This window comes from Anaerobacillus sp. QJM3NY_32 (assembly GCF_056173645.1).
In genome coordinates, this window is sequence record NZ_CM149684.1 from 518,212 (window position 1) to 539,346 (window position 21,135).

The window sequence follows — 21,135 nt, forward strand, 5'->3', positions numbered from 1 at the left end:
TGCTTTTTTTGTCGAATTTAAGAGAATGGTGTTTTTTTCCTATATAGCATTGGCGTACGATTCAATTCATATTATGATAATTAGAGAAAAGGAGAAAATCTAGCCAAAATGCAGGATTTTAACAGGTTTTCTCGAATTGATAAAAATTAAAGAAGATTTACATAATAGGAGGCAATAATGGACTGGAAAAATGAATATAAAAGATGGGTATCAGCAACTTCCCTTGACGAAGAATTGAAAAAGGATCTTGAAGCATTAAAAGGACAAGACCAATCACTTGAAGATGCATTTTATAAAAATCTTGAATTTGGCACGGGTGGCATGAGGGGAGAAATAGGCCCTGGTACGAATCGAATGAATTTATATACGATTCGAAAAGCCTCTGAAGGTCTTGCGCAATACATAGATGCACATGGTGAAGCTTACAAGAAAAGAGGAGTAGCAATTGCTTACGATTCGCGTCACAAGTCTCCTGAGTTCGCTATGGAAGCTGCGAAGACCCTTTCGAGCCATGGCATTCAAACGTATGTTTTCGAAGAACTCCGCCCCACTCCAGAGCTCTCGTTCGCGGTTCGAACTTTAAATGCTTGCGCTGGAATCGTTATCACAGCGAGTCATAACCCACCAGAGTATAACGGTTATAAAGTTTACGGAGAAGATGGAGGTCAGCTACCACCTAAGGCTGCTTCAGAAGTGATTTCATATGTAGACGGTGTTGAGAATGAGTTAGAAGTGAAGGTTACGTCCGAGCAAGAACTGAAAGAAAAAGGACTTATTCAAATGATTGGCGCAGAAATTGATCGCCAATATGTAGAACAATTAAAAACGCTTCGCGTAAATCAAGGATTACTTTCTAAAATGGGCGAGCAATTAAAAATCGTCTTCACGCCTTTGCACGGAACAGCGAATATTCCTGTTAGGGAAGGTTTGAAAGCTTATGGATTTTCAAATGTAACTGTTGTAAAAGAACAGGAGTTACCAGATCCTAATTTCTCTACAGTGTCTTCTCCAAACCCAGAAGAACATGCTGCGTTTGAATTAGCCATTCAATATGGGGAGCAGGAGGATGCTGATATACTTTTGGCTACAGATCCGGATGCAGACCGTGTTGGTGTAGCTGTGAAAAACAAAGAGGGTAAGTATGTGGTCCTGACTGGAAATCAAACAGGTGCACTATTGTTGAACTACATCATTACTCAGAAAAAAGAAAATGGAGAGCTGCCGGAAAATGGCGCAGTTCTTAAAACAATTGTTACTTCTGAAATTGGTCGTAAGATTGCGGAGGATAACGGTCTTACTTCATATGATACGCTTACAGGATTTAAATTTATTGGAGAAAAGATTAAAGAATTCGAAACAACTGGGGAGCATACTTTCCTATTTGGCTATGAAGAGAGCTATGGCTATCTTGTTGGTGACTTTGTTCGAGACAAAGATGCTGTTCAAGCATGCCTCGTAGCAGCTGAAGTTGCTGCTTTCTACAAGTCTAAAGGAATGACGCTTTATGAAGGTTTGCTCGAAGTATTTGAACAGTATGGATTTTATCAGGAAGGTCTTGAATCGTTAACACTGAAAGGAAAAGAAGGGGCAGAGAAGATCGTTTCTTTACTTGCGAAATTCCGTGAAGAGCCGCCTACTGAAGCAGCTGGATTACGAGTGCAAAGCGTAGAGGATTATGAGACAAGCAAAAGAACGTTTTTAGGTAGTGGTGAAAGTGAGCAAATTGAATTGCCTACTTCAAATGTATTGAAATATATTTTAGAAGATGGATCATGGTTCTGCCTTCGTCCTTCAGGAACTGAGCCGAAAGTGAAATTTTATTTTGGCGTAAATAGCGATAATCTTGAAAACAGTCAAAGCAAATTGGCTGAACTTAGATCGTCCGTTATGGGTAAGGTTCAAGAACGTTTGGGATAAAATAAAATAATGAAAAAGAAAACCAGGACAAATCTCTCGTCCTGGTTTTCTTGATGAGTTTCCTCTAAAAGCACAACATGTGTCTTATGCTAAACTAAGGCACGAAAAAAAATCGGCTAGTTTCGCCGATTTTTCTACTATTGGTGAAGTTGTTGTTTATTCAATTGATGTTCGTATTCAGCTTTGTTCATACGAATGAGATGAAATACTTTGTCTTTCGTTTCGCTATCTAGTTTCTCGAGAATTTTACCTGCTTTATACTCGTTTGAGGTAACAATCTTTCGATAAATTTTAGATAACCGTTTATCATCTTCGGATAAATCCAAAAGGCACTGCCTCCTTATAATGAACTAAACCTTTTTCCTATCCTTAAATTACGATTTATTTTACAATATATGAAGAGAAGTAGCAAGAAATTAATTTATTTATGACAGAATATTCTTATTCATAGAAACATAAATGAACACGAAAGGGAGTTATATCATGGAATATACAAATGAAATGAAAAACCGTTTAAAAAGAGTTGAAGGTCAAATTCGTGGTGTTCTTCGTATGCTTGAAGAAGAGAAAGATTGCAAAGATGTAATCACTCAGCTATCTGCTAGCAGAACGGCGATTGACCGTACGATAGGTTTAATAGTTGGTTCTAATCTAGAGGAGTGTATTCGTGAACAGCTTGATAAAGGCGAGTCTACAGAAGATGTTGTAAAGGAAGCTGTTCAACTTCTCGTTAAGAGCCGTTAAGGATTATTAGGATATTGAATAAAATATCATGAGAATCCTAGTACCTTTTTAAAATGGATACACGACTCAATAAATCATAACCCTCCTTCGTTTTCAAAAGTAAGATGGGAAATGTTCTGTGACAATAGCTGTCTTAAGTATTTGGTATAGTTCCACCTAAAATCGGTATGATAGTGAATAATGGATAAACTCTGCTATTTACAACATTTGTACTTACGAAGCTATGTGTTAATTAGGCATTTAGTCAATGTTCTTTGGTAAAAGGAGGAGCTAATGAGAAATTTGATAATCGGGATCGTCGTCCTTAGTGGTTTTTTAGCTTTTGGTTTGCAAGTTTTTACGGATAATAAGAATGTTAACGTTATAAATCAAGCAGAACCAGCGAAGCAAGTGTCAGGAGCTGTTGAAGTAGGATTGCAAAAAGGAGATAAGGCACCTGATTTTACATTATATTCACTAGAAGGGGAAGAAGTGAGCCTCTCTGATTACAAAGGGAAGGTAACTTTTATTAATTTCTGGACGACCTGGTGCCCCCCTTGTAAAAAAGAAATGCCGGATATGCAGGAGTTTTATGAAGAAAAGGCAGAGGAATACGATGCAGAAATTCTTTCTATAAATATTACGACCAACGAATCTTCTTCTCAAGTTGTGGAAGATTTTGTGAAAGAGAATGCTCTTACCTTTCCAGTATTGTTGGATGAAAATGGTGAGCAATCAAATACTTTCGCTACTATAACAATACCAACGACGTATTTAGTTGACAAAAATGGTATAATAATGAAGAGGGTAATAGGTCCTATGAATAAAGAACGAATGGTTGAGTTGGCCTCTTCAGTGGAATAAAAGAGGTATTGTTAGGAGAGGTATTAGCTTCCGTTCGCTCAATCGTTCTTTAAAAGAAACGATGTTTTAAAATTGCGAAGGATAAACAGTTGACGCATAAGGGGGAGTGAACTGTGACTAATTTAGGATTTGGTGTCATGTTGTTTTTGATGTTGGGATTTGTCCAATATAGCTGGATTTATGAGCCAGTGAATGGGGTTGGGATTGAATTTAAATCAAAATGGTCCTACATTTCAATGTCGGTTTTTCTTGGTTTACTTGTGGGTTATCACATTACGACGGGGATCTATCAGATTTATTAGAAGTATACGAATGCTATAAATTATTTTCGCATCTCGTTCCTATGGTTCATTTGTAGTTTTACAGCTCTTATTGACGAGACGGGGATTAGGGCTTATGATTTAAATATACTAAAACTAGCCTCAGACAGGTTAGACGGCGATTTTTCTGAAAGAAAAACCTTTCATTTTCATCGCCCTTTGTCGATTGTTCGACAGGGGGCGATTTTTTTATTGTCTTATTTTTATACCATTTATTGAATTCCTTTAAAAAAGGTAAGCATGAGATAAATGATGGGAGGATCATCGAATGTGGAAATATGTATTACTTGTTTTATTTGCAGGATGTAGTTTAGGTTCATTGTCTACAATTACGAAAATAGGGATTTCTAAAGGATTTTCAGTAGGAGAATTATTAGCTGGTCAATTCTTTATTGGATGGCTCGTTCTAATAGTTCTCGTTGTTCTTTCTAAGAAAAAACTAAAATTACAAGGCTTAAAATTTATTCTAATCGGTGGAGTGGCTATCGGTTGTGTTTCTATTTTCTATACGCTTGCTGTATCCAAACTGCCAGCTTCTATTGCGGTGCTTCTTCTCTTTCAATTCACTTGGATCGGCCTCCTACTTGATTCTCTCAGTCAAAAAAGATGGCCAGAACCTAAAACGTTCGTATCAGTTATTATTCTCCTCATAGGGACATTTCTAGCGAGTGGAGTAGTAGGAGCTAAGGAATTCATTTATGATCCGATCGGTATTTTACTGGGTCTTCTTGCAGCAATCTGTTTTGCCATCTATATTTTTATTATGAGTAAAACATCAGCAGAAGTTCCTGCTGTTCAAAAAAGCTTTTATATGGTTACAATAGCTGGTATTCTCGTCTTAACTATGTTCTCCCCTGAGTCACTTTTCCAAGGGGATATATCAGGTGAATGGTGGATGTTTGGTTTGTTTTTAGCGCTTCTCGGAAATATATTTCCGGTCTTATTTATGGCCATTGGTGTACCTAAAGTAGGTTCAAGTGTTGGAACGATTTTAAGTTCCTCAGAGCTTCCAGCGGCAGTGCTTTTATCGGCGATTTTTCTTCACGAAGCGGTTCATCTTGTTCAATGGGGAGGCGTTTTGTTGATTTTGATTGGCATTGTCATCTCCCAGTGGAATGTAAGCTATGACCAACAGTCAGAAAAAAAAGCAGCATAATTCTCTGTAACTGACAAATACAAGTTCTAGAAAACGAATGTATATCCTTATAACCTATTTTTGTAAAGGGGAAGTTGCGTAATGGAATTGTTACGTATTCAAGACACATGGATTGAACTTGGTATTGCACTCGGTATTTTCCTTCTTTTTCTAGTAATGAGGAAAATTTTCGCGAAATATATATTTAATGTTTTTCTTAAATTAAGTAGAAAGTCTTCTACAGAATTTTTCACACACCTCTTCCTTGCTTTTGAGAGGCCGTTACGAATGTTATTCGTAATAATTGGTTTGTATATTTCTGTACGTTATGTGTCATTCCTAGATCATCATAATGAATTTTATAAAGAGATTATGAGATCGTCGTTAATTTTTCTTACTGCATGGGGATTATATAACCTTTCCTCATCGTCATCACTGTTTTTCCAAACAGTTAACAGCAAATATAATCTAAAAATTGATCAGCTTCTTATTCCATTTCTATCAAAAACACTTCGTCTTTTAATTGTTGCTATGACGTTTAGTGTTATCGCAGGAGAATTCGGCTATGACGTTAACGGCTTCATTACTGGGCTTGGACTTGGAGGTTTAGCGTTTGCTCTTGCTGCAAAAGAGACGATTGAAAACTTCTTCGGTGGAATAGTGATCATTACTGAGAAGCCATTTTCGATCGGTGAATGGATTAAAACACCGAGTGTAGAAGGCGTGGTTGAGGATATTACGTTTAGAAGTACTAAAATTCGTACTTTTGCCCAGGCGCTGGTGACAGTTCCGAACGCGCGATTAGCGAATGAGAATATTACGAACTGGTCCAAAATGGGTAAGCGGCAAATTACCTTTCATTTAGGAGTAACGTATAATACACCATCAGAAAGACTTGAAACGTGTATTAATCGAATTGAGAAAATGCTTCGCGATCATGAAGAAATTCATCCCGAGACTATATTTGTGTCATTTGATGAGTTTAATCATAGCAGCCTTGATGTTTTTCTTTATTTCTTTACCAACACAACCACGTGGGGGGACTTTTTGAATGTAAAACAAGATGTGAATTTTAAAATTATGAAAATAATGGAAGAAGAACATGTTGCTTTTGCATTTCCTACACAAACTCTCCATGTGGAAACTACTCCATCACATGAAGAAGAGAAAATGTATAACTAAAAGAAAGGCAGGTCCTCCATGGAGAGACCTGCCTTTTCTTATGCGCTTTTTTTAGTAAGGGCTTTTTGCTCTTTAGTAGAAGGTTTTCTTTTGCTCCAAATGGTAGCTAGGATCGGACCAGAGATGTTATGCCATACACTAAAAATAGCGCTTGGTACTGCGGCGATGGGATTAAAATGAGCAGAAGCAAGTGCTGCGCCTAGACCAGAATTTTGCATCCCGACTTCAATCGAGATGGCGCGTTGATCGGGTTCAGGGAGTTGCATTAATTTGGCAAGAAAGTAGCCAACGACAAGGCCAAGTATATTATGAAGAATAACAATTGAGAAAATAATGAGTCCCGTTTCTGCAATCCGGTCTTTGCTTGCCCCAACGACTGCTGCAACAATAGCGACGATTGAGATAACTGAAACAAGTGGAAGGACTTTAATACTCTCAGCAACTTTTTCTTTAAAAATTAGTTTTACTACAAAGCCAAGTGTAATGGGAATAACGACCATTTGGAAGATGGAAAGGAAAAGATCACCTGCAGATACAGGTAGCCATTGACTCGCAAATAAGAGAACGAGAGCAGGTGTTACTAAAGGAGCCAGTAGTGTAGAAACGGCTGTGATCGCTACTGATAAAGCTGTGTTTCCTTTCGATAAGTAAGTGATGACGTTTGAAGCAGTCCCCCCAGGACAACATCCAACCAGAATTACACCGACAGCAATTTCAGCTGGTAATTGAAAAATAACGGCCAGACCGTAAGCGAGCAAAGGCATAACAATAAATTGTGCAGCTACACCGATAGCAACGCTTTTTGGTTGTTTCACTACTTCCTTGAAATCCTTTGCAGATAAGGTCATCCCCATGCCAAACATAATAACTCCGAGTAAGATCGTTATGTATGATGTAATCCATGTAAATCCATTAGGGAATATAAACCCGAGTACTGCAAAAAGAATGACCCAAATCGCAAAAGTATTCCCCGCAAAATGACTTGCCTTCTCAAGAGCTCTCATTTCATCACATCCTTAGAAAATTTAATCCTGATTATACGCCTATTCGTGCAATTTTCAATAGAATCTGACAATTTAATAAAACATTTTTGAATAACGATTTTTTCACGTTACTCATGAACCTACTTGTCCGGTCATACATATTAGTAAGCAATTCATTTAGGAGGGAATGACATGTCTACAGAGAAAGAAATCTTTTACGCTATAGAAGAGATTACAGAAATAGCAAAAGGGTTTGGGCTCGATTATTACCCTATGCGTTATGAGATATGTCCAGCAGACATTATTTACACGTTTGGAGCTTATGGAATGCCAACTCGCTTCTCACATTGGAGTTTTGGTAAGCAATTTCATAAGATGAAGCTACAATATGACCTGGGGCTAAGTAAAATCTATGAGCTTGTTATTAATTCTGACCCATGCTACGCCTTTCTGTTAGATACGAATAGTTTAATTCAGAATAAACTCATTATTGCTCATGTACTTGCTCACTGTGACTTCTTTAAGAATAATATTCGTTTTTCAAATACGCGAAGAGACATGGTTGAGAGTATGACAGCAACCGCTGAACGGATCGCTTATTATGAGCATCACTATGGAAAGGCTGAAGTGGAGAGCTTTCTTGACGCTGTTCTCTCCATACAAGAACATATTGATCCTTCGATAATGAGACCAAGATTGACGTATAATCTTCAAGATGAAACCCCGATTCCAGTGAAGCCTGATTCTCGATATAATGATTTGTGGTCAATCGATAAGGATGAGCTAGCGGACGAGCCAGCTCCGACGAAAAAGAAGAAGTTTCCACCGCAACCCGAAAAGGATCTTCTTCTCTTCATTCAGGAATATAGCGCGGAGCTTGAGGACTGGCAGCGAGATATTATGACGATGATGAGAGAGGAAATGCTGTATTTCTGGCCACAGCTTGAAACAAAGATCATGAATGAAGGATGGGCAAGTTATTGGCATCAGCGAATTCTTCGTGAAATGGATTTAACGACGGATGAAGCAATTGAATTCGCTTCACTCAATGCAAATGTTGTGCAACCTTCACGAACACGCATTAATCCTTATTACCTCGGTCTTAAAATCTTTGAGCATATTGAGGAAGTGTATGATCATCCTACAGAGGAAATGAAGCAGCGCGGATTCGAAGTAGGTAAAGGAAGAGAGAAGATGTTTGAAGTTCGTGAAGTGGAAGCTGATATTTCATTTATTAGGAATTACCTTACAAAGGATCTTGTATATAAAGAAGATTTGTATTTGTTCCAAAAGAAGGGACGCGATTACAAAATAGTTAATAAAGAATGGGAGCATATTCGTGATCAGCTAGTGACAATGAGAGTAAATGGTGGATTCCCATATTTAACTGTAAGCGACGGGAACTACATGAAAGCTGGAGAAATGTACCTTCATCATTCTTTTGAAGATACAGAGCTTGATCTTCAATATTTAGAGCGAGTTCTACCGTATGTACATCAATTATGGGGGCGCCCGGTTCATATGGAAACGCGAGTGGAGGATAAGGAAGTTCTCTTTTCATATGATGGAAAGAAGTTGCATCGTAGGTACTTGTAGCAAATGGATTTCCTGAGTGACTTAAGCGATCATTTCTGGCTGTATCTACTCTCCATAACGCTAGCTGGTGCTTTAGGAGGGATTGGTAATATCCTGATCTCAGGTGAATTTCAACGGTTTCGAAAAGTAGTCAATCAACAAAATAATGCAGTCTATTATAATATTGGATCAATAAAAGAGCCACTAGTTGGTGGAATTGGTGGGATATTAACGACGTTATTATTTATTGAAACAGCTTCAGGTCAATACTTACTCTATTTAGCGCTACTTACAGGGTTCGGGAGCAGCGCTTTTCTAAAGCGTTATATCGAGCAAAAAACAGATCAAATTGTTGAACAAAATAACAACCGGCTTCAGAGTGAAAACATTCAAACGTATCACTACGAGAGCGAAACAAATGGCTCAGTTGTTAAAGGGATTATGAGTCCATCGCCAGTTTATTTAACTCAATCAGAGATAGAACGGCTTACAATCCTTCAAGCCAAGGTGGGAGAAGCAATAGGTCCAAAAGAAGCGAAGGTATATCAATGTGAAATTAATTCGCTTCTTAGCCTGGGAAAACAACGCTCATTTTAACCGATGCAACTATTGTGAAGGTATGAGATCTATCGTATTATATATGTGATAATGCACATATAAAGGGGATCTCAAATGAAGAAGTTCATGAAACGACTGTTAGTTATCGTTCCACTGATATTACTAGTTCTTGCGATCGTCTTCTTTTTCTGGGCAAAAGCGTCTTATGAACCAACACAGGAAGCTTTAGAGTACATGGAAGAGTCAAATGAAAGTGAATTAACATTTGGATCACAACATGCTGACAAGGGGATTATTTTCTATCAAGGCGGCAAGGTAGAGGAAGAGGCATATGCTTTTTTAGCTCACCAGCTTGCTGAGGAAGGTTATTTTGTAGTGATCCCTCGTCTGACGTTGAACCTGGCCATTTTAGATGGAGATAAAGCATCTGAAATGATAAGTAAATATGACGATGTAGGGGAATGGTACATTGGTGGTCATTCTCTCGGAGGCGCTGTGGCATCATCATTTGCTATCGAACATCCTGATGAAATCCAAGGGTTGTTTTTACTTGCAGCTTATCCAATTGAAGATATGTCTGAACTGTCTATATCGACGCTTACGATCTATGGTAAAGATGATGGAGTGGCAGTCCTATCTGATCAAAAAGAAAAAGAAGAGTTGCTCTCTTCTTCAGCAGAGATACACATTATTGAAGGGGGCAACCATGCCAACTACGGCATGTATGGCGAACAAAAAGGTGATAACCCAGGTTCCCTCACTTCTGATCAACAAATCAACGAGGCTGTTCGAACAATTACAACGTGGATAGAAGAATAAACCAAAATAAAGAGCCGTCTATGATGGTTCTTTATTTTGGTTTTATTTCTTTTGTCACGTTTTACTTTACTCAAGCGTGCCAATTATTTAGGGATTCTTTTTAAAGAAACGGGAATGAGGAATAATACGTAAGAAGATTCTCAATAATGGATGATATAGGAAAGAGATTGACAGAGAGCGTATATGGGTTAAGATAGGGAATGTGATGAACCAACCCTCAGAGGGGATGGAAGAATGTATTACGTGAAAAGGCTGTGGATGCTTTGTTAAGATCTCGTTTTCGACGGATACGGTTAACTTCTGTTCAGTTAATCGTTTTGTTTTATTTAATAGCGGTAACGGTTTCTACCTTTCTAATTGGTTTACCGATTGCCCATCAATCTGGCGTGCAGCTATCCTTTATTGATGCCTTATTCACAGCCGTGAGTGCGGTAAGCGTGACAGGTCTTTCTGTTGTGTCGATATCGGATACTTTTAGCGTTCCTGGAATCTTTATTCTTGCTGCTGTCCTTCAAATTGGCGGGATTGGTATTATGACGCTTGGTACGTTTGTCTGGCTTGTGATGGGCAAGAAGATCGGATTAAAAGAAAGACAGCTGATAATGACTGATCAAAACCAATCCACATTGTCTGGCTTAGTACAATTGATGAAGCAAATTCTTGGATTAATTTTCATAATTGAATTAGTTGGCGCTCTTGTCCTTGGTACTTATTACCTTCGCTTCTTTGAGACATGGCAGGAAGCTTACCTTCAGGGATTTTTTGCTGCAGTAAGTGCAACGACAAACGGCGGTTTTGATATTACGGGAAGTTCTCTTCAGCCATTTGCACATGACTATTTCGTTCAATTTATTCATATATTATTAATTATCACAGGAGCCATTGGTTTCCCTGTGTTAATTGAAGTTAAAAACTTTTTATTTGCTAGACAGAATAGCCATCGATATAAATTTTCTTTATTTACTAAATTAACAACAATGACTTTCTTTGTACTCGTTGTTTCAGGAGCTATCCTTATTTGGGCATTTGAAGCGAATTCATTCTTTGCCGGTAAGAATTGGCATGAATCGTTCTTCTATGCCATGTTCCAATCAGTGACAACGCGTAGTGGTGGCCTATCTACAATGGATGTAAATCAATTTCAAGAGCCTACACAGTTGTTGATGTCAGCCTTAATGTTTATTGGTGCTTCTCCAAGTAGCGTAGGTGGCGGTGTGCGTACAACTACATTTGCGATTGTGCTACTCGCTATTTTCTTCTTTGCAAAGGGTGGTACGTCAATTAAAGTGTTTGGACGAGAATTGCATCATGAGGATATTCATAAAGCCTTTGTTGTGTTTACCGTGGCGATTATCGTGTGGAGCTGTGGAATTATTATGCTTTCCTTCTCAGAACCATATCCAATCGTGGCTATTATTTTTGAAGTATCGTCAGCCTTTGGTACCACAGGTTTATCGATGGGCGTGACACCAGGTTTAAGTACTTTTGGCAAAATTGTTATCATGTGTTTGATGTTTATTGGTAGAATTGGAATTCTTTCGTTCCTCTTCCTTATTCGAGGAACAGTTCTTCGGGAAAGATACCATTATCCAACTGAACGAGTGATTATAGGTTAATTATAAAAAAGCAGGAGTATATGATCCTCTTGCTTTTTTTGTGTTTAATTCTTTAAGTTTTCTTTAGTTCTAATATCTTTGTTTCTAAAGGCTCGTCTCCGCTTTTCATGTCTAGCTGCAGTGGGCAGACACTCGGTCACTTCACCTTTTCATCCGAACACAAAGACCGTGTTCAAATGAAAAGGCTCCAGTGCCTGCCGTGTCTGAACGCCCACTTCCGCTTTTCGTGTCTAGCTGCGACTCGCAGAAACTGCGATATTTCACTCTTTCACCAGAACACAAAAGGCGTGTTCTAGTTCAAGAGTTCCAATATCTCCGTTTCTAAACGCTCGTCTCCGCTTTTCATGTCTAGCTGCAGTGGGCAGACACTCGGTCACTTCACCTTTTCATCCGAACACAAAGACCGTGTTCAAATGAAAAGGCTCCAGTGCCTGCCGTGTCTGAACGCCCACTTCCGCTTTTCGTGTCTAGCTGCGACTCGCAGAAACTGCGATATTTCACTCTTTCACCAGAACACAAAAGGCGTGTTCTAGTTCAAGAGTTCCAATATCTCCGTTTCTAAACGCTCGCCTCCGCTTTTCATGTCTAGCTACGCGGGCCAAATCCTCTGGCTGTTTCGCCCACTCGAATGAGACAAAAAGCGTCTCAATCTCATGGGCTCCAACATCCTGCGGATTTAAGCAGGCCCGCTCCGCTTTTCATGGTCATATTTACCAAAAAAAATTGGTATATAAATATCGGGAATTCACAAACTAGTTGTACAAAGGAGGTGATTGACATGGCTCAACAACAAAACAGACAAGGAAGCTCTAACAACCTTGTAGTACCTGGTGTAGCTCAAGCTATCGACCAGATGAAGTATGAAATCGCTACTGAATTCGGAGTGCAACTTGGTCCAGATTCAACTTCTCGCGCTAACGGATCTGTTGGTGGAGAAATCACAAAGCGTTTGGTTCAAATGGCTGAACAACAGCTTGGCGGTTACCAAAAATAATTTTATACCATGGCTGTAAGGGGTGGACTTGTCCATCCCTTCTTGCGTGATTTGATACATAGAAGGAGAGGGTAGCATGTCTTTTGAATGTCCACTCTGTAATAGCTTTGCTGCTATCCAGCTTGTTTGTCAGGTATGTGAAGATAAACTAACAGATAAGGGAAGAGAAGCAGAGTATTACGATGAGTACAGTGCCTATGAATCGATTGAGTCGACTAAAAAAATGGACGGATTCATAAGTAAAGCACATGAATGTCCTCATCTTCTATCATGTCCAACTTGTGGTTGGAATGATGTTTACTTAATTGAAGAATGGAGTACATAGCAAAGAGCTGCCTTGTCTGGCAGCTCTTTGTCTCCATTTAAGAAGAAGGGATATATAGTTTTTTCTCAAGAATGCTTTGAATGACATTGAGAATCGTTGTAAAGAACCAGTAGATGAAGGCTGCTGTTAATAAGATTGGTAAGACTTTAAAGTTTGATGCGGCAATTTGATCTGCGTTATAGGTTAATTCTGAAATCGTAAGTACTGAAGCAAGAGAAGAGGCTTTAACGATATCAATTAAAGAATTCCACACCGGTGGAATGGCTCTTCTCCATGCTTGAGGTAGGATAACCTCTTTGTAAATTAACGATTTTTTCATACCGAGTGACATTGCGGCTTCCCATTGTCCCTTTGATAGGGAGAGAATAGCTGCGCGAAATGACTCTGAAATATAAGCACCAAAATGTAAAATAAGTCCAGTGTAGGCGGCCTGCCAGGCTGTTAATTGAATATCCACTGAAACAAGACCATAATACAAAATAAATAATTGAATAAGAAGAGGTGTGCCTCTAAAGAACGAGACGTACAATTTCGCTATTCCAGATGCGATTTTGCTTTTTGAAAGACGTAACAAAGCGATGAATAAACCAACTAATAGGGCACCAAATATTGAAAAGAAACTAAGTAGAAGTGTATTCTTCGCCCCTTCCAGAAGAAAGGGCAAAGAATTTATTAACACATCAGTTGTCTCACTCACTTACATTTTCTCCATTAAAATATTCTTTAGAAATGTCTGCAAGCGTTCCATCTTCCTTCATTTCTTGTAGTGCACCGTTGATCTTTTCAATAAGCTCTTCGTTTCCTTTTGGTAGGGCAAAGGCCATTTCTGTTTTGTTGAATGTTTCTCCAACGCCTTTTACTTTATAATCCTGTTCAGGAAGCTCAGTTAAAATGAAGAGACGATCATTCATCGCTGCTTCAATGTTACGTTCGTTACTAAGATCTGTTAACACCTGGTTAGCGCCCTTGTAGATTTTCGTTTCAGCACCAGCTTCTTCAGCAGCCTGAGCATAGTTACTTCCCTGGGTAGTTCCTACGGTTTTTCCTTCAAGATCTTCTATACCTTTAATATCATCGTTATTCTCGTTAACGATCACTTGTCCACCTGAATAAGTGTATGGTTCTGTAAAATCAAATTGCTCTTTACGATCATCTGTGATCGTTACTTGATTGGCGACCATATCGATGCGTTCTGTTTCAAGTGAAGATAGAAGTCCTTTCCATTCAATCGCTTTAAATTCGGCTTTCATTCCAATACGATCGGCAACTTCACGTGCAACCTCGACATCGTAACCTGTAATTTCGTTATTATCATCTCGATAGCTGAATGGTGGATAAGTTGCTTCTGTTCCAATTAATAGGGTTTCTTGCTCTTTTGAACTGCCTTCTTCGTTATTTTCTGTATTATCATTGCTACCGCAGGCAGCAAGTACAGTAAGTGTTAATGCAAGCACCAACCCTAGCATCCATTTTTTATTCAAAATAACATCCTCCTTTTAATTCCTACAAAATTGATGTGAATTCTAAATTTATTGTAGTTAGCATTTAACTTAAAGTCAATCAAGAAACATTATTGACGTTAATTTACCGCTTCATGCAAGAAGATAAATAAAAAAAGCTTCCTCGGTTTAAGAGGAAGCTTTCCCTATCATTTTATTAACGAATGCGCAGTTCTGATTCAGTATCAAAGAAGTGACATTTGTTCATATCAAAAGCAAGGCTGATGTTTTGACCATTTTGAATATCCGTACGAGAGTCAACACGAGCTACAAAATCTTGATCAGCTACTTTGGAATAAAGATATGTTTCAGCACCCATCAATTCGGCTACATCAATGACAGCACTTACTTTAGTATCCTGTGAAGATTCGATGAAGACAGGCTCATCATGGATATCTTCAGGACGAATACCAAGCATAACTTCTTTGTTCAAGTATCCTTGTTCACGAAGGGTTTTCATTTTTCCTTCAGGAACTTTCACTTGAATATCACCTAGCTTGAAATAGCCATCTTCTAATGTACCGCTGAAGAAGTTCATTGCAGGAGATCCAATAAAGCCACCAACGAAGACGTTGTCAGGTGCATCGTATACTTCTTTTGGTGAGCCTACTTGCTGGATAAGCCCATCTTTCATAATAACGATACGCGTTGCCATCGTCATCGCTTCAGTTTGGTCGTGAGTAACGTAGATAGTCGTTGTTTGTAGACGCTGATGAAGCTTAGAAATTTCAGCACGCATTTGAACACGAAGTTTTGCATCAAGGTTTGAAAGAGGCTCATCCATCAAGAACACTTGTGGATCACGAACAATCGCTCGTCCTAATGCTACACGCTGACGTTGACCACCAGAGAGTGCTTTAGGTTTACGATCTAATAGGCTTTCAAGCCCAAGAATACGAGCAGCGTCCGTTACGCGGCGCTCAATTTCTTTTTTGTCGAACTTGCGTAGTTTCAATCCGAATGCCATGTTATCGTATACGTTCATGTGAGGATACAGGGCATAGTTTTGGAATACCATTGCGATATCACGATCTTTTGGTGCAACGTCGTTGACGCGACGATCACCAATAACGAGGTCTCCATCTGAGATATCTTCAAGGCCGGCAATCATACGAAGCGTCGTTGATTTACCGCAACCAGAAGGACCTACGAAAACAATAAATTCCTTATCTTTAATATCCAGGTTAAAGTCTTTTACTGCCTCAAATTTGTTATCATATCTTTTGTAAATGTGATTGAGAGCGATCTCTGCCATGTTAATGCCTCCTAAGAAATGAACTCTTTTGCTAGTTCTAAGTCTACTCTATGAAAACGCTATCGTAAATTGGGAGCGTGCACAAAAATACCATTAGGTTTTGTGCATTCTGTACGAAATGCCATTATTTATACGTAATATTGTTGAAAAAGGTAAAAAAACTGCGTTTATTAACGCAGTTCCATCGCAAGAAGAGAAAGGTAAACCATCACAGCTCCTTGAAAACTTTTTACATCAATTCCTGTTTTCTCTATAAATTTATCCACACGATATTGAAGACTATTTCGATGTACATAAAGTTGTTTGGCTGCAAGAGTAATATTTAAGTTAGATTCTAAGTAGATGCGAATACTCTTCAAAAGCTCTGTGTCATGTTGTACGGGTTCGATAGCTTTAATTAAGTAATCAATCGATTCGTCACTTGCCTCGTGGAAGAGGACGGACGGGACCATATCCTGGTGCGTAAATACCATTTGTGATGGCATAAGATTTCGTCCTGTTGAGAACCATTTTTTTTCGGCTTTATAAATCCGTTTTAAATGGCTGTTATCATATTGTTGAATCGTTTGTCCGACAAAAAGAGACATGCCTGTGAAAAAGTCGGCAGTAAGTGCAGCAGCTGTTTGTTTAAGTTCATCTACCATCTGTTCGTCAAATTCATTTGTTTGAACGAGCAGACCTTCTTTGTCATTTTCAAATAGGAGTACAGTTTCTTCTGAAAATAAGCCGGTCATGGCTTCTGTGAAATCGGATAGATCTGATGGAGCATTTTTGAGGTTGAAATGTATGTATCGAATTGGGAGATCTATTGTAAGGTCAACGCTGAGATCGTCCTCAAAAAGAAGAGATGTCCATTTTTTTTGGGTAAGAGTCATGGACTCATTTTCCAGTCGGACAGTAGGGAAGAAGGCATTTAATAACTCATTTTCCTCGTTTGTTAGTCGCGTTTTACGTATGCCAAATCGTTCACCATCGGTTGTTCTATACCAGTGGAAAAGATCAGGTTGATCGGAGGTAACGACGAAATCATTTCCATATAGTTCAGCTAGTTTTGCATTCATAAGTGCCCCTCCTAAGTAACAGTTAACATATAGTATAACGTAATGATGAACACAAATTAATAATGAATCAAAGAAAAGAACCTCTATATGTGTAAGAGGTTCTTTTCTAAATTAGCCGTGATTGTCTTCGTTCAGTTTCAGTGAACGAATGAACAGCATTTACTTTTATGTGATTATGAATAGTTTTGTTGATCATCATTTTTTCTTTGTTTACCTGAACGATGTGGAGGCTCCTGTTCCATGAGTGGAATAGCTTCCTCGATTTGAGCCTGCTTGTAACTTTGATGAACGGCACCGCCGGCCATTCCTTCATTAACCATACGGTCAATGTCCATATCGTATTTATCGCGACCTTCGTACTGAGAGTCTTCAGTTCTTTTATTCGGCATCCTTTTTCATCTCCCTATTTCTTTGAATAGGGTTATTATGTGAAGAAATCAGGAGAATTATGAGTCCTGCTGTTCATAGACGTGAAAAAGCATGAGCTCATGAATTTGAGATTGCAGTTTGTTTTGCTCCGATTCAGGTGGAGCAGGTTGATACCATTCGAATTGGCCAGTATGGAGATAAAGAGTACGATAATATGTTCCCTGATAGAAAAAAGATACTTCCCATTTAGGTTTTCTTATTTTTGATCCAACTGATTTATATTGAAAGTGCGAAATCATGGTATTCCCCCAAATCACCTTTTTTATCATCATAACATAGGAAGCTAATACGCAGAATACGTTCGAAAAGAAGTGAGGAGAGAACGTATAAATGCTTGATGAATAAGTGGTTCATCAAAACGCATTGGTTTCGAATTCGCTTCAAAAATCCAGAAATGTCCTTCGCTATCTTTTCCAATGTCCAAAGAGCATTCAAGCATCTTTTCTTTTTCTTCAAGTGATTCTGCAGTGCGAATAGCGAGCTCTCTTACCCGAATTTCATCGTCATTGGTGGCCACCTTATGAAAAGGGAGGATTTTTCCTCCTCTTGGAACATGAGTCGTCAGGCTGTTATTCTGTGCAGCTCTTATGCCGATACCTGTGACCTGCCACCTTTTTAATGGTTTTTGCAAAAGAATTCTAAAATCATAAGGATATTCATTATGAGTTGCGAGATCAATTTCACGTTGGATCAAATATTGCTCATGAATTAAGGGAGTGACGTGTTCTTTAACTAAGGCGAGATTTGGAAAGAAACGAGTGTTTTCGTGATCGGTGAATAGAAAACCGGACTTAACAGTTTTAACTTTAAATATTCCTCTACCTTTGCTTCCAGATGCAGGTTTGCAGAAAATAGATGAATATGTTTTTAGAAATGTATTAAGATTCTCATCTGTAAAACAAGCTGTTGCTGGAATGTGATGCATTAATGCTTCATTCTCAGCTAAGTGATCGAGTATTTCATTTTTGAGGAAAAAAGATCGGTTGAAAAATGGAATGCCTTTTAACTTCAACAAGTTGAAAAAAGATCTTACTTTTGGAATGCGTTCTTCTGCCCTGTCAGGAATTCGATTGTACACAATATTAGGATATGGGAAGCGAAAACCTGTCCATTTTTGAGATGTAGCATCATAGAGATAGCCATTGATATATGAGGGATAAATGTCGTCAGGTGTAAAAACAAACGAAAGCCCTCCGGAATCAGTCAATTCATTTTGAATGGATTTGAAGATCGCTGCATTGCCACTGAAATGGTGATGTAAGTTAGACCCTGCCAGAATGCCAACAAGAGGTCGAATGGCATCATGAGGAGTTTGAAGCTTTACAATAGAAGAAGAGAAAGCAGGAGAGGGAGAGAGCCTGGATGGCTCTTTCCCCCAATATACATATTGATAGCTACTTTTTTGATGCCACCGATTATTTTCTCTACTGTAAAATAATTCGATCATACTGGTGTAACCAGCTGTTTTTCAATGGTGGATCTTGCTAAAAAGATCGCGTATTCCATTGGTAATGTTCTCGTTTTGGCTTCTTCCGCTTTCAATCTCGGATGGGCAAAAATGCCTCTTCCAGGTTTTGAATTTGCTTCAAATAAATAAATGTCCCCTTCTTTTGTAATCCCGAGGTCAAATCCAATTTCGCCAATAAAGCCTGAAACTCTTTTATCGATGGCGCGACTTAGTAGCAGGGAAGCTTCCATTAAATCTGTTTCAACTTGTTTTTTAATACCAAATTCAGAAGTGAGCTCTCCAATTGTTTTAACTGTTCCGTTAGAAGCCATGTGAGTGGTTAAACTTCCAGCTCCTGCAATCTTTGCAGCGATCGCACTAACTTCCCATTTCCCCTCTTTGTTTTTGTTTGTATGAACACGATAATCCATGGAACGCTGATTAATCCGATGTAAGTCAATTCCTTGTTGAGCAATTAAACCGTTCATGCCGTTTGGATATTGGGTTTTAAGAAGGCGTGCAAGAGAGGTATATCTTCTTAGACGATTTTCTTTGTCCGTTCTGAACCTGCAATAATAATACTTCTCATCGGCTGGCTTTAGAATTTGTTGAATCCCAAGCCCAAGACTACCGTTGGCAGGCTTAATAAAGATCTGTTCGTAATCCTTTAACATACGTGAGATTATGGCGCTCTTAGGACTTAATACAGTTTCAGGTAAATACGGCTTAACGATTGAGTCTTCACGTAGCTTTTCGAACATCGTCCATTTATCGAAAAATCCTGGGTTAAACCAGGGAGTGAAATATTGAGATTGAAGTTTCTCCATTGTAGTGCTTACTTGTTCGATGCTTGCTGAGCTTCGATTCGGTAGTCGATCGTATACAACATCAGGAATGGGAACAGTTACTCTGTACCATCCTCGCTTGTTATACATTAATCCTTTGATGCTTCCCGTTTTCCAATCAATATGATGAGCACCAAATGCAAAGCCAAAAGCACCACACTTAGAGGTAGCGGATAGTAGCTTGGCAAAATACATACTGCGCTCTCCGATAGGTCTCATACTATCCTTAGTAAATCCTGCAGTGAAAATACCTACTAAAGGTCCAATATGAAGAGAATTTCCTTTTTCGAAAAGGTGAACAGACATTTCTTCAGGAACACCTAATATTTTCCATAAGTCTTCTGAAATAAGGTATTCTTCTTTGTTACTAGGGTGAGGAGAAACCGTGCAGAATGAGCGTCTTGACCCAAAGCAAAGTTGATTCGGAAAAGAAACTTGGTCAACCCATTCCTTAAACTTTGTTGGAGGAACATAGAAATTCCCTTGAGAATTAATGTCCTTTTTTAATGGAAGAATCGTGTTCATGATTCGATAACCCCTTTCTTCTCATTCATGAGAGACCGGCAATATTGAAACGGTATAAAATGTAAAGAATCGTATGGTTGAATGGCTTTGTGTCCAGGTTTAGAGTTGGCTTCAAGTAACCAGACTTTACCACTTCGGTCAATTCCGAAATCAAGTCCAAGTTCAAACAACGGAGGAAATGTACTCTCGAGGTTAGTAGCAATACAACGGGAGAGGAGATTAATCTTTTGATCTGCGGCTTGGAGAACAGTTTCGGGAATAGAGAGCTTGTGATCACTTTGAATAGAGCCACCACTATGCAAATTAGATACAAAAGAGTCAGAACTCCCTACGCGCGTAGCACGGCCAATCTCCTTCCAACTTTCGATCGACGTTTTCTTCATTACCACTCTTCGATCAAAAGGTCGGTTGTTTTGGTCAAGTAAAGAAAGCCATTCTTGGGCTATATAGTCACGCTGGTTTTGAATTCTCCTCATTATTTTGAGGAAAGAACTGGTTGTATCATAAGTATGATGAAGGACGTTCCCATTATGATTGATTTGAACATCAACTTGATTTTGATTTCGGGTAAGGAGCATTAACCCATTTCCTTGAGAACCTACCACTGGTTTTAGAACGACCTTCTCGTGCTTCGTTAATAAATCGGATATAACGCTAGCGCTAGTAGCAGGCTGAAGCTTAACTGTTTGTGGAAGGTGCCGATTTATAAATGGCTTTTGCTTTAATTGTTTGTATATCGCCCATTTTCCTGGTAACCCGTGTCCTAGAAAAGTAGCGTTAGACTCGTTTTTTAACCACTTAATAAAGGAGGCTTCCATTTCTGTTATGAGACCATTATGGAAGCAGCGATCATAAATAAAATCAGGAATCGGAAAATTTGTTTCCAGCCATTTTTTTGTCTTTGGATCGTATTTCATTCCTAGAAGACTATTTCTAAAGTGCTGATCTGGAGAAAAACGATAGACGTTAAATCCAGAAGTGGATCCTGCTTCACCTAATTTAGAAAGGTAATCTCCTTCATGTTGGAGCGAACGTTGTAAAATACCAAGTGATGTCATACCTT

The 21,135-nt window shown here is 38.8% G+C and carries 23 protein-coding genes; 12 read left to right on the forward strand and 11 right to left on the reverse strand.

What is annotated here, in order from left to right:
* Positions 1-177 precede the first annotated feature (177 nt).
* Complete coding sequence (locus AC0VYH_RS02875; protein WP_475373268.1) at positions 178-1,917, forward strand: phospho-sugar mutase; 1,740 nt, start codon at positions 178-180, stop codon at positions 1,915-1,917.
* Between the two features lie 137 nt (positions 1,918-2,054).
* Here the strand turns inward: AC0VYH_RS02875 and AC0VYH_RS02880 are convergent, their stop codons facing one another.
* Complete coding sequence (locus AC0VYH_RS02880) at positions 2,055-2,243, reverse strand: hypothetical protein (protein WP_194220044.1); 189 nt, start codon at positions 2,241-2,243, stop codon at positions 2,055-2,057.
* A gap of 157 nt (positions 2,244-2,400) precedes the next feature.
* Here AC0VYH_RS02880 and AC0VYH_RS02885 point away from each other — a divergent pair, with 157 nt between their 5' ends.
* The 5 genes from AC0VYH_RS02885 (at position 2,401) to AC0VYH_RS02905 (ending at position 6,141) form a co-directional block, all read left to right on the forward strand.
* On the forward strand, positions 2,401-2,661 hold the full coding sequence (locus AC0VYH_RS02885; protein ID WP_194220043.1) for a metal-sensitive transcriptional regulator: 261 nt from the start codon (positions 2,401-2,403) through the stop codon (positions 2,659-2,661).
* A gap of 273 nt (positions 2,662-2,934) precedes the next feature.
* Positions 2,935-3,504 carry a TlpA family protein disulfide reductase gene (locus tag AC0VYH_RS02890; protein ID WP_475373269.1) on the forward strand — a complete coding sequence of 190 codons (570 nt, stop codon included), beginning with the start codon at positions 2,935-2,937 and terminating at the stop codon, positions 3,502-3,504.
* 113 nt (positions 3,505-3,617) lie between these two features.
* Positions 3,618-3,806: a hypothetical protein gene (locus tag AC0VYH_RS02895; RefSeq protein ID WP_475373270.1), complete on the forward strand. Its 189-nt coding sequence runs from the start codon at positions 3,618-3,620 to the stop codon at positions 3,804-3,806.
* A 286-nt stretch (positions 3,807-4,092) separates the two neighbouring features.
* Positions 4,093-4,980 carry an EamA family transporter gene (locus AC0VYH_RS02900; protein WP_475368373.1) on the forward strand — a complete coding sequence of 296 codons (888 nt, stop codon included), beginning with the start codon at positions 4,093-4,095 and terminating at the stop codon, positions 4,978-4,980.
* 81 nt (positions 4,981-5,061) lie between these two features.
* A complete protein-coding gene (locus tag AC0VYH_RS02905) occupies positions 5,062-6,141 on the forward strand; it encodes a mechanosensitive ion channel family protein (RefSeq protein ID WP_475366501.1) in 1,080 nt (359 codons plus the stop codon).
* 38 nt (positions 6,142-6,179) lie between these two features.
* On the opposite strand, the gene AC0VYH_RS02910 is transcribed toward AC0VYH_RS02905, so the two are convergent.
* Positions 6,180-7,145, reverse strand: coding sequence for a bile acid:sodium symporter family protein (locus tag AC0VYH_RS02910; protein ID WP_475366502.1), 966 nt, complete (start codon positions 7,143-7,145; stop codon positions 6,180-6,182).
* 171 nt (positions 7,146-7,316) lie between these two features.
* Between AC0VYH_RS02910 and AC0VYH_RS02915 the strand changes: the two genes are divergently transcribed.
* The 6 genes from AC0VYH_RS02915 (at position 7,317) to AC0VYH_RS02940 (ending at position 13,011) form a co-directional block, all read left to right on the forward strand.
* Positions 7,317-8,720, forward strand: coding sequence for a SpoVR family protein (locus AC0VYH_RS02915; protein WP_475373271.1), 1,404 nt, complete (start codon positions 7,317-7,319; stop codon positions 8,718-8,720).
* 3 nt (positions 8,721-8,723) lie between these two features.
* A complete protein-coding gene (locus tag AC0VYH_RS02920; protein WP_194220036.1) occupies positions 8,724-9,296 on the forward strand; it encodes a hypothetical protein in 573 nt (190 codons plus the stop codon).
* Between the two features lie 75 nt (positions 9,297-9,371).
* Entirely contained in the window at positions 9,372-10,076 is a 705-nt protein-coding gene (locus AC0VYH_RS02925; RefSeq protein WP_475366504.1) for an alpha/beta fold hydrolase, read from the forward strand.
* Between the two features lie 254 nt (positions 10,077-10,330).
* Entirely contained in the window at positions 10,331-11,692 is a 1,362-nt protein-coding gene (locus AC0VYH_RS02930; RefSeq protein ID WP_430243169.1) for a TrkH family potassium uptake protein, read from the forward strand.
* 778 nt (positions 11,693-12,470) lie between these two features.
* Positions 12,471-12,686 carry an alpha/beta-type small acid-soluble spore protein gene (locus tag AC0VYH_RS02935; RefSeq protein ID WP_194220033.1) on the forward strand — a complete coding sequence of 72 codons (216 nt, stop codon included), beginning with the start codon at positions 12,471-12,473 and terminating at the stop codon, positions 12,684-12,686.
* Positions 12,687-12,762: 76 nt separating this feature from the next.
* Positions 12,763-13,011 carry a hypothetical protein gene (locus tag AC0VYH_RS02940; protein WP_194220032.1) on the forward strand — a complete coding sequence of 83 codons (249 nt, stop codon included), beginning with the start codon at positions 12,763-12,765 and terminating at the stop codon, positions 13,009-13,011.
* 37 nt (positions 13,012-13,048) lie between these two features.
* Here AC0VYH_RS02940 and AC0VYH_RS02945 read toward each other — a convergent pair whose 3' ends face one another.
* The 9 genes from AC0VYH_RS02945 to AC0VYH_RS02985 form a co-directional block, all read right to left on the reverse strand.
* Positions 13,049-13,708, reverse strand: a complete 660-nt coding sequence (locus tag AC0VYH_RS02945) for an amino acid ABC transporter permease (RefSeq protein WP_194220031.1) — start codon at positions 13,706-13,708, stop codon at positions 13,049-13,051.
* Positions 13,701-14,492, reverse strand: a complete 792-nt coding sequence (locus tag AC0VYH_RS02950) for a transporter substrate-binding domain-containing protein (RefSeq protein ID WP_430243172.1) — start codon at positions 14,490-14,492, stop codon at positions 13,701-13,703. Before AC0VYH_RS02950 ends, AC0VYH_RS02945 begins: the two co-directional genes overlap by 8 nt.
* 175 nt (positions 14,493-14,667) lie before the next feature.
* A complete protein-coding gene (locus tag AC0VYH_RS02955) occupies positions 14,668-15,765 on the reverse strand; it encodes an ABC transporter ATP-binding protein (protein ID WP_430243174.1) in 1,098 nt (365 codons plus the stop codon).
* 170 nt (positions 15,766-15,935) lie between these two features.
* Positions 15,936-16,826 (reverse strand): PucR family transcriptional regulator, encoded by an 891-nt coding sequence (locus AC0VYH_RS02960; RefSeq protein WP_430243175.1) that lies wholly within the window; start codon positions 16,824-16,826, stop codon positions 15,936-15,938.
* 173 nt (positions 16,827-16,999) lie between these two features.
* Positions 17,000-17,215: a hypothetical protein gene (locus tag AC0VYH_RS02965; protein ID WP_194220028.1), complete on the reverse strand. Its 216-nt coding sequence runs from the start codon at positions 17,213-17,215 to the stop codon at positions 17,000-17,002.
* Positions 17,216-17,272: 57 nt separating this feature from the next.
* Entirely contained in the window at positions 17,273-17,494 is a 222-nt protein-coding gene (locus tag AC0VYH_RS02970) for a DUF5342 family protein (protein WP_194220027.1), read from the reverse strand.
* Between the two features lie 44 nt (positions 17,495-17,538).
* A complete protein-coding gene (locus AC0VYH_RS02975; protein WP_475373272.1) occupies positions 17,539-18,702 on the reverse strand; it encodes a YheC/YheD family endospore coat-associated protein in 1,164 nt (387 codons plus the stop codon).
* Positions 18,699-20,072, reverse strand: a complete 1,374-nt coding sequence (locus tag AC0VYH_RS02980) for a YheC/YheD family endospore coat-associated protein (RefSeq protein WP_430243179.1) — start codon at positions 20,070-20,072, stop codon at positions 18,699-18,701. The genes AC0VYH_RS02975 and AC0VYH_RS02980 overlap by 4 nt, the downstream gene beginning before the upstream one ends.
* Positions 20,069-21,130 (reverse strand): YheC/YheD family endospore coat-associated protein, encoded by a 1,062-nt coding sequence (locus AC0VYH_RS02985; RefSeq protein WP_430243180.1) that lies wholly within the window; start codon positions 21,128-21,130, stop codon positions 20,069-20,071. Before AC0VYH_RS02985 ends, AC0VYH_RS02980 begins: the two co-directional genes overlap by 4 nt.
* Between the last annotated feature and the right edge of the window lie 5 nt (positions 21,131-21,135).

What these genes read in the sequence shown, in the direction of transcription:
- AC0VYH_RS02875 (WP_475373268.1), top strand. Translation starts at nt 178, where the DNA reads ATGGACTGGAAAAATGAATATAAAAGATGGGTATCAGCAACTTCCCTT.
- AC0VYH_RS02935 (WP_194220033.1), top strand. Translation starts at nt 12,471, where the DNA reads ATGGCTCAACAACAAAACAGACAAGGAAGCTCTAACAACCTTGTAGTA.
- AC0VYH_RS02925 (WP_475366504.1), top strand. Translation starts at nt 9,372, where the DNA reads ATGAAGAAGTTCATGAAACGACTGTTAGTTATCGTTCCACTGATATTA.
- AC0VYH_RS02905 (WP_475366501.1), top strand. Translation starts at nt 5,062, where the DNA reads ATGGAATTGTTACGTATTCAAGACACATGGATTGAACTTGGTATTGCA.
- AC0VYH_RS02940 (WP_194220032.1), top strand. Translation starts at nt 12,763, where the DNA reads ATGTCTTTTGAATGTCCACTCTGTAATAGCTTTGCTGCTATCCAGCTT.
- AC0VYH_RS02955 (WP_430243174.1), bottom strand. Translation starts at nt 15,765, where the DNA reads ATGGCAGAGATCGCTCTCAATCACATTTACAAAAGATATGATAACAAA.
- AC0VYH_RS02900 (WP_475368373.1), top strand. Translation starts at nt 4,093, where the DNA reads ATGTGGAAATATGTATTACTTGTTTTATTTGCAGGATGTAGTTTAGGT.
- AC0VYH_RS02920 (WP_194220036.1), top strand. Translation starts at nt 8,724, where the DNA reads ATGGATTTCCTGAGTGACTTAAGCGATCATTTCTGGCTGTATCTACTC.
- AC0VYH_RS02890 (WP_475373269.1), top strand. Translation starts at nt 2,935, where the DNA reads ATGAGAAATTTGATAATCGGGATCGTCGTCCTTAGTGGTTTTTTAGCT.
- AC0VYH_RS02975 (WP_475373272.1), bottom strand. Translation starts at nt 18,702, where the DNA reads ATGATCGAATTATTTTACAGTAGAGAAAATAATCGGTGGCATCAAAAA.
- AC0VYH_RS02885 (WP_194220043.1), top strand. Translation starts at nt 2,401, where the DNA reads ATGGAATATACAAATGAAATGAAAAACCGTTTAAAAAGAGTTGAAGGT.
- AC0VYH_RS02960 (WP_430243175.1), bottom strand. Translation starts at nt 16,826, where the DNA reads ATGAATGCAAAACTAGCTGAACTATATGGAAATGATTTCGTCGTTACC.
- AC0VYH_RS02915 (WP_475373271.1), top strand. Translation starts at nt 7,317, where the DNA reads ATGTCTACAGAGAAAGAAATCTTTTACGCTATAGAAGAGATTACAGAA.
- AC0VYH_RS02980 (WP_430243179.1), bottom strand. Translation starts at nt 20,072, where the DNA reads ATGAACACGATTCTTCCATTAAAAAAGGACATTAATTCTCAAGGGAAT.
- AC0VYH_RS02970 (WP_194220027.1), bottom strand. Translation starts at nt 17,494, where the DNA reads ATGATTTCGCACTTTCAATATAAATCAGTTGGATCAAAAATAAGAAAA.
- AC0VYH_RS02965 (WP_194220028.1), bottom strand. Translation starts at nt 17,215, where the DNA reads ATGCCGAATAAAAGAACTGAAGACTCTCAGTACGAAGGTCGCGATAAA.
- AC0VYH_RS02985 (WP_430243180.1), bottom strand. Translation starts at nt 21,130, where the DNA reads ATGACATCACTTGGTATTTTACAACGTTCGCTCCAACATGAAGGAGAT.
- AC0VYH_RS02910 (WP_475366502.1), bottom strand. Translation starts at nt 7,145, where the DNA reads ATGAGAGCTCTTGAGAAGGCAAGTCATTTTGCGGGGAATACTTTTGCG.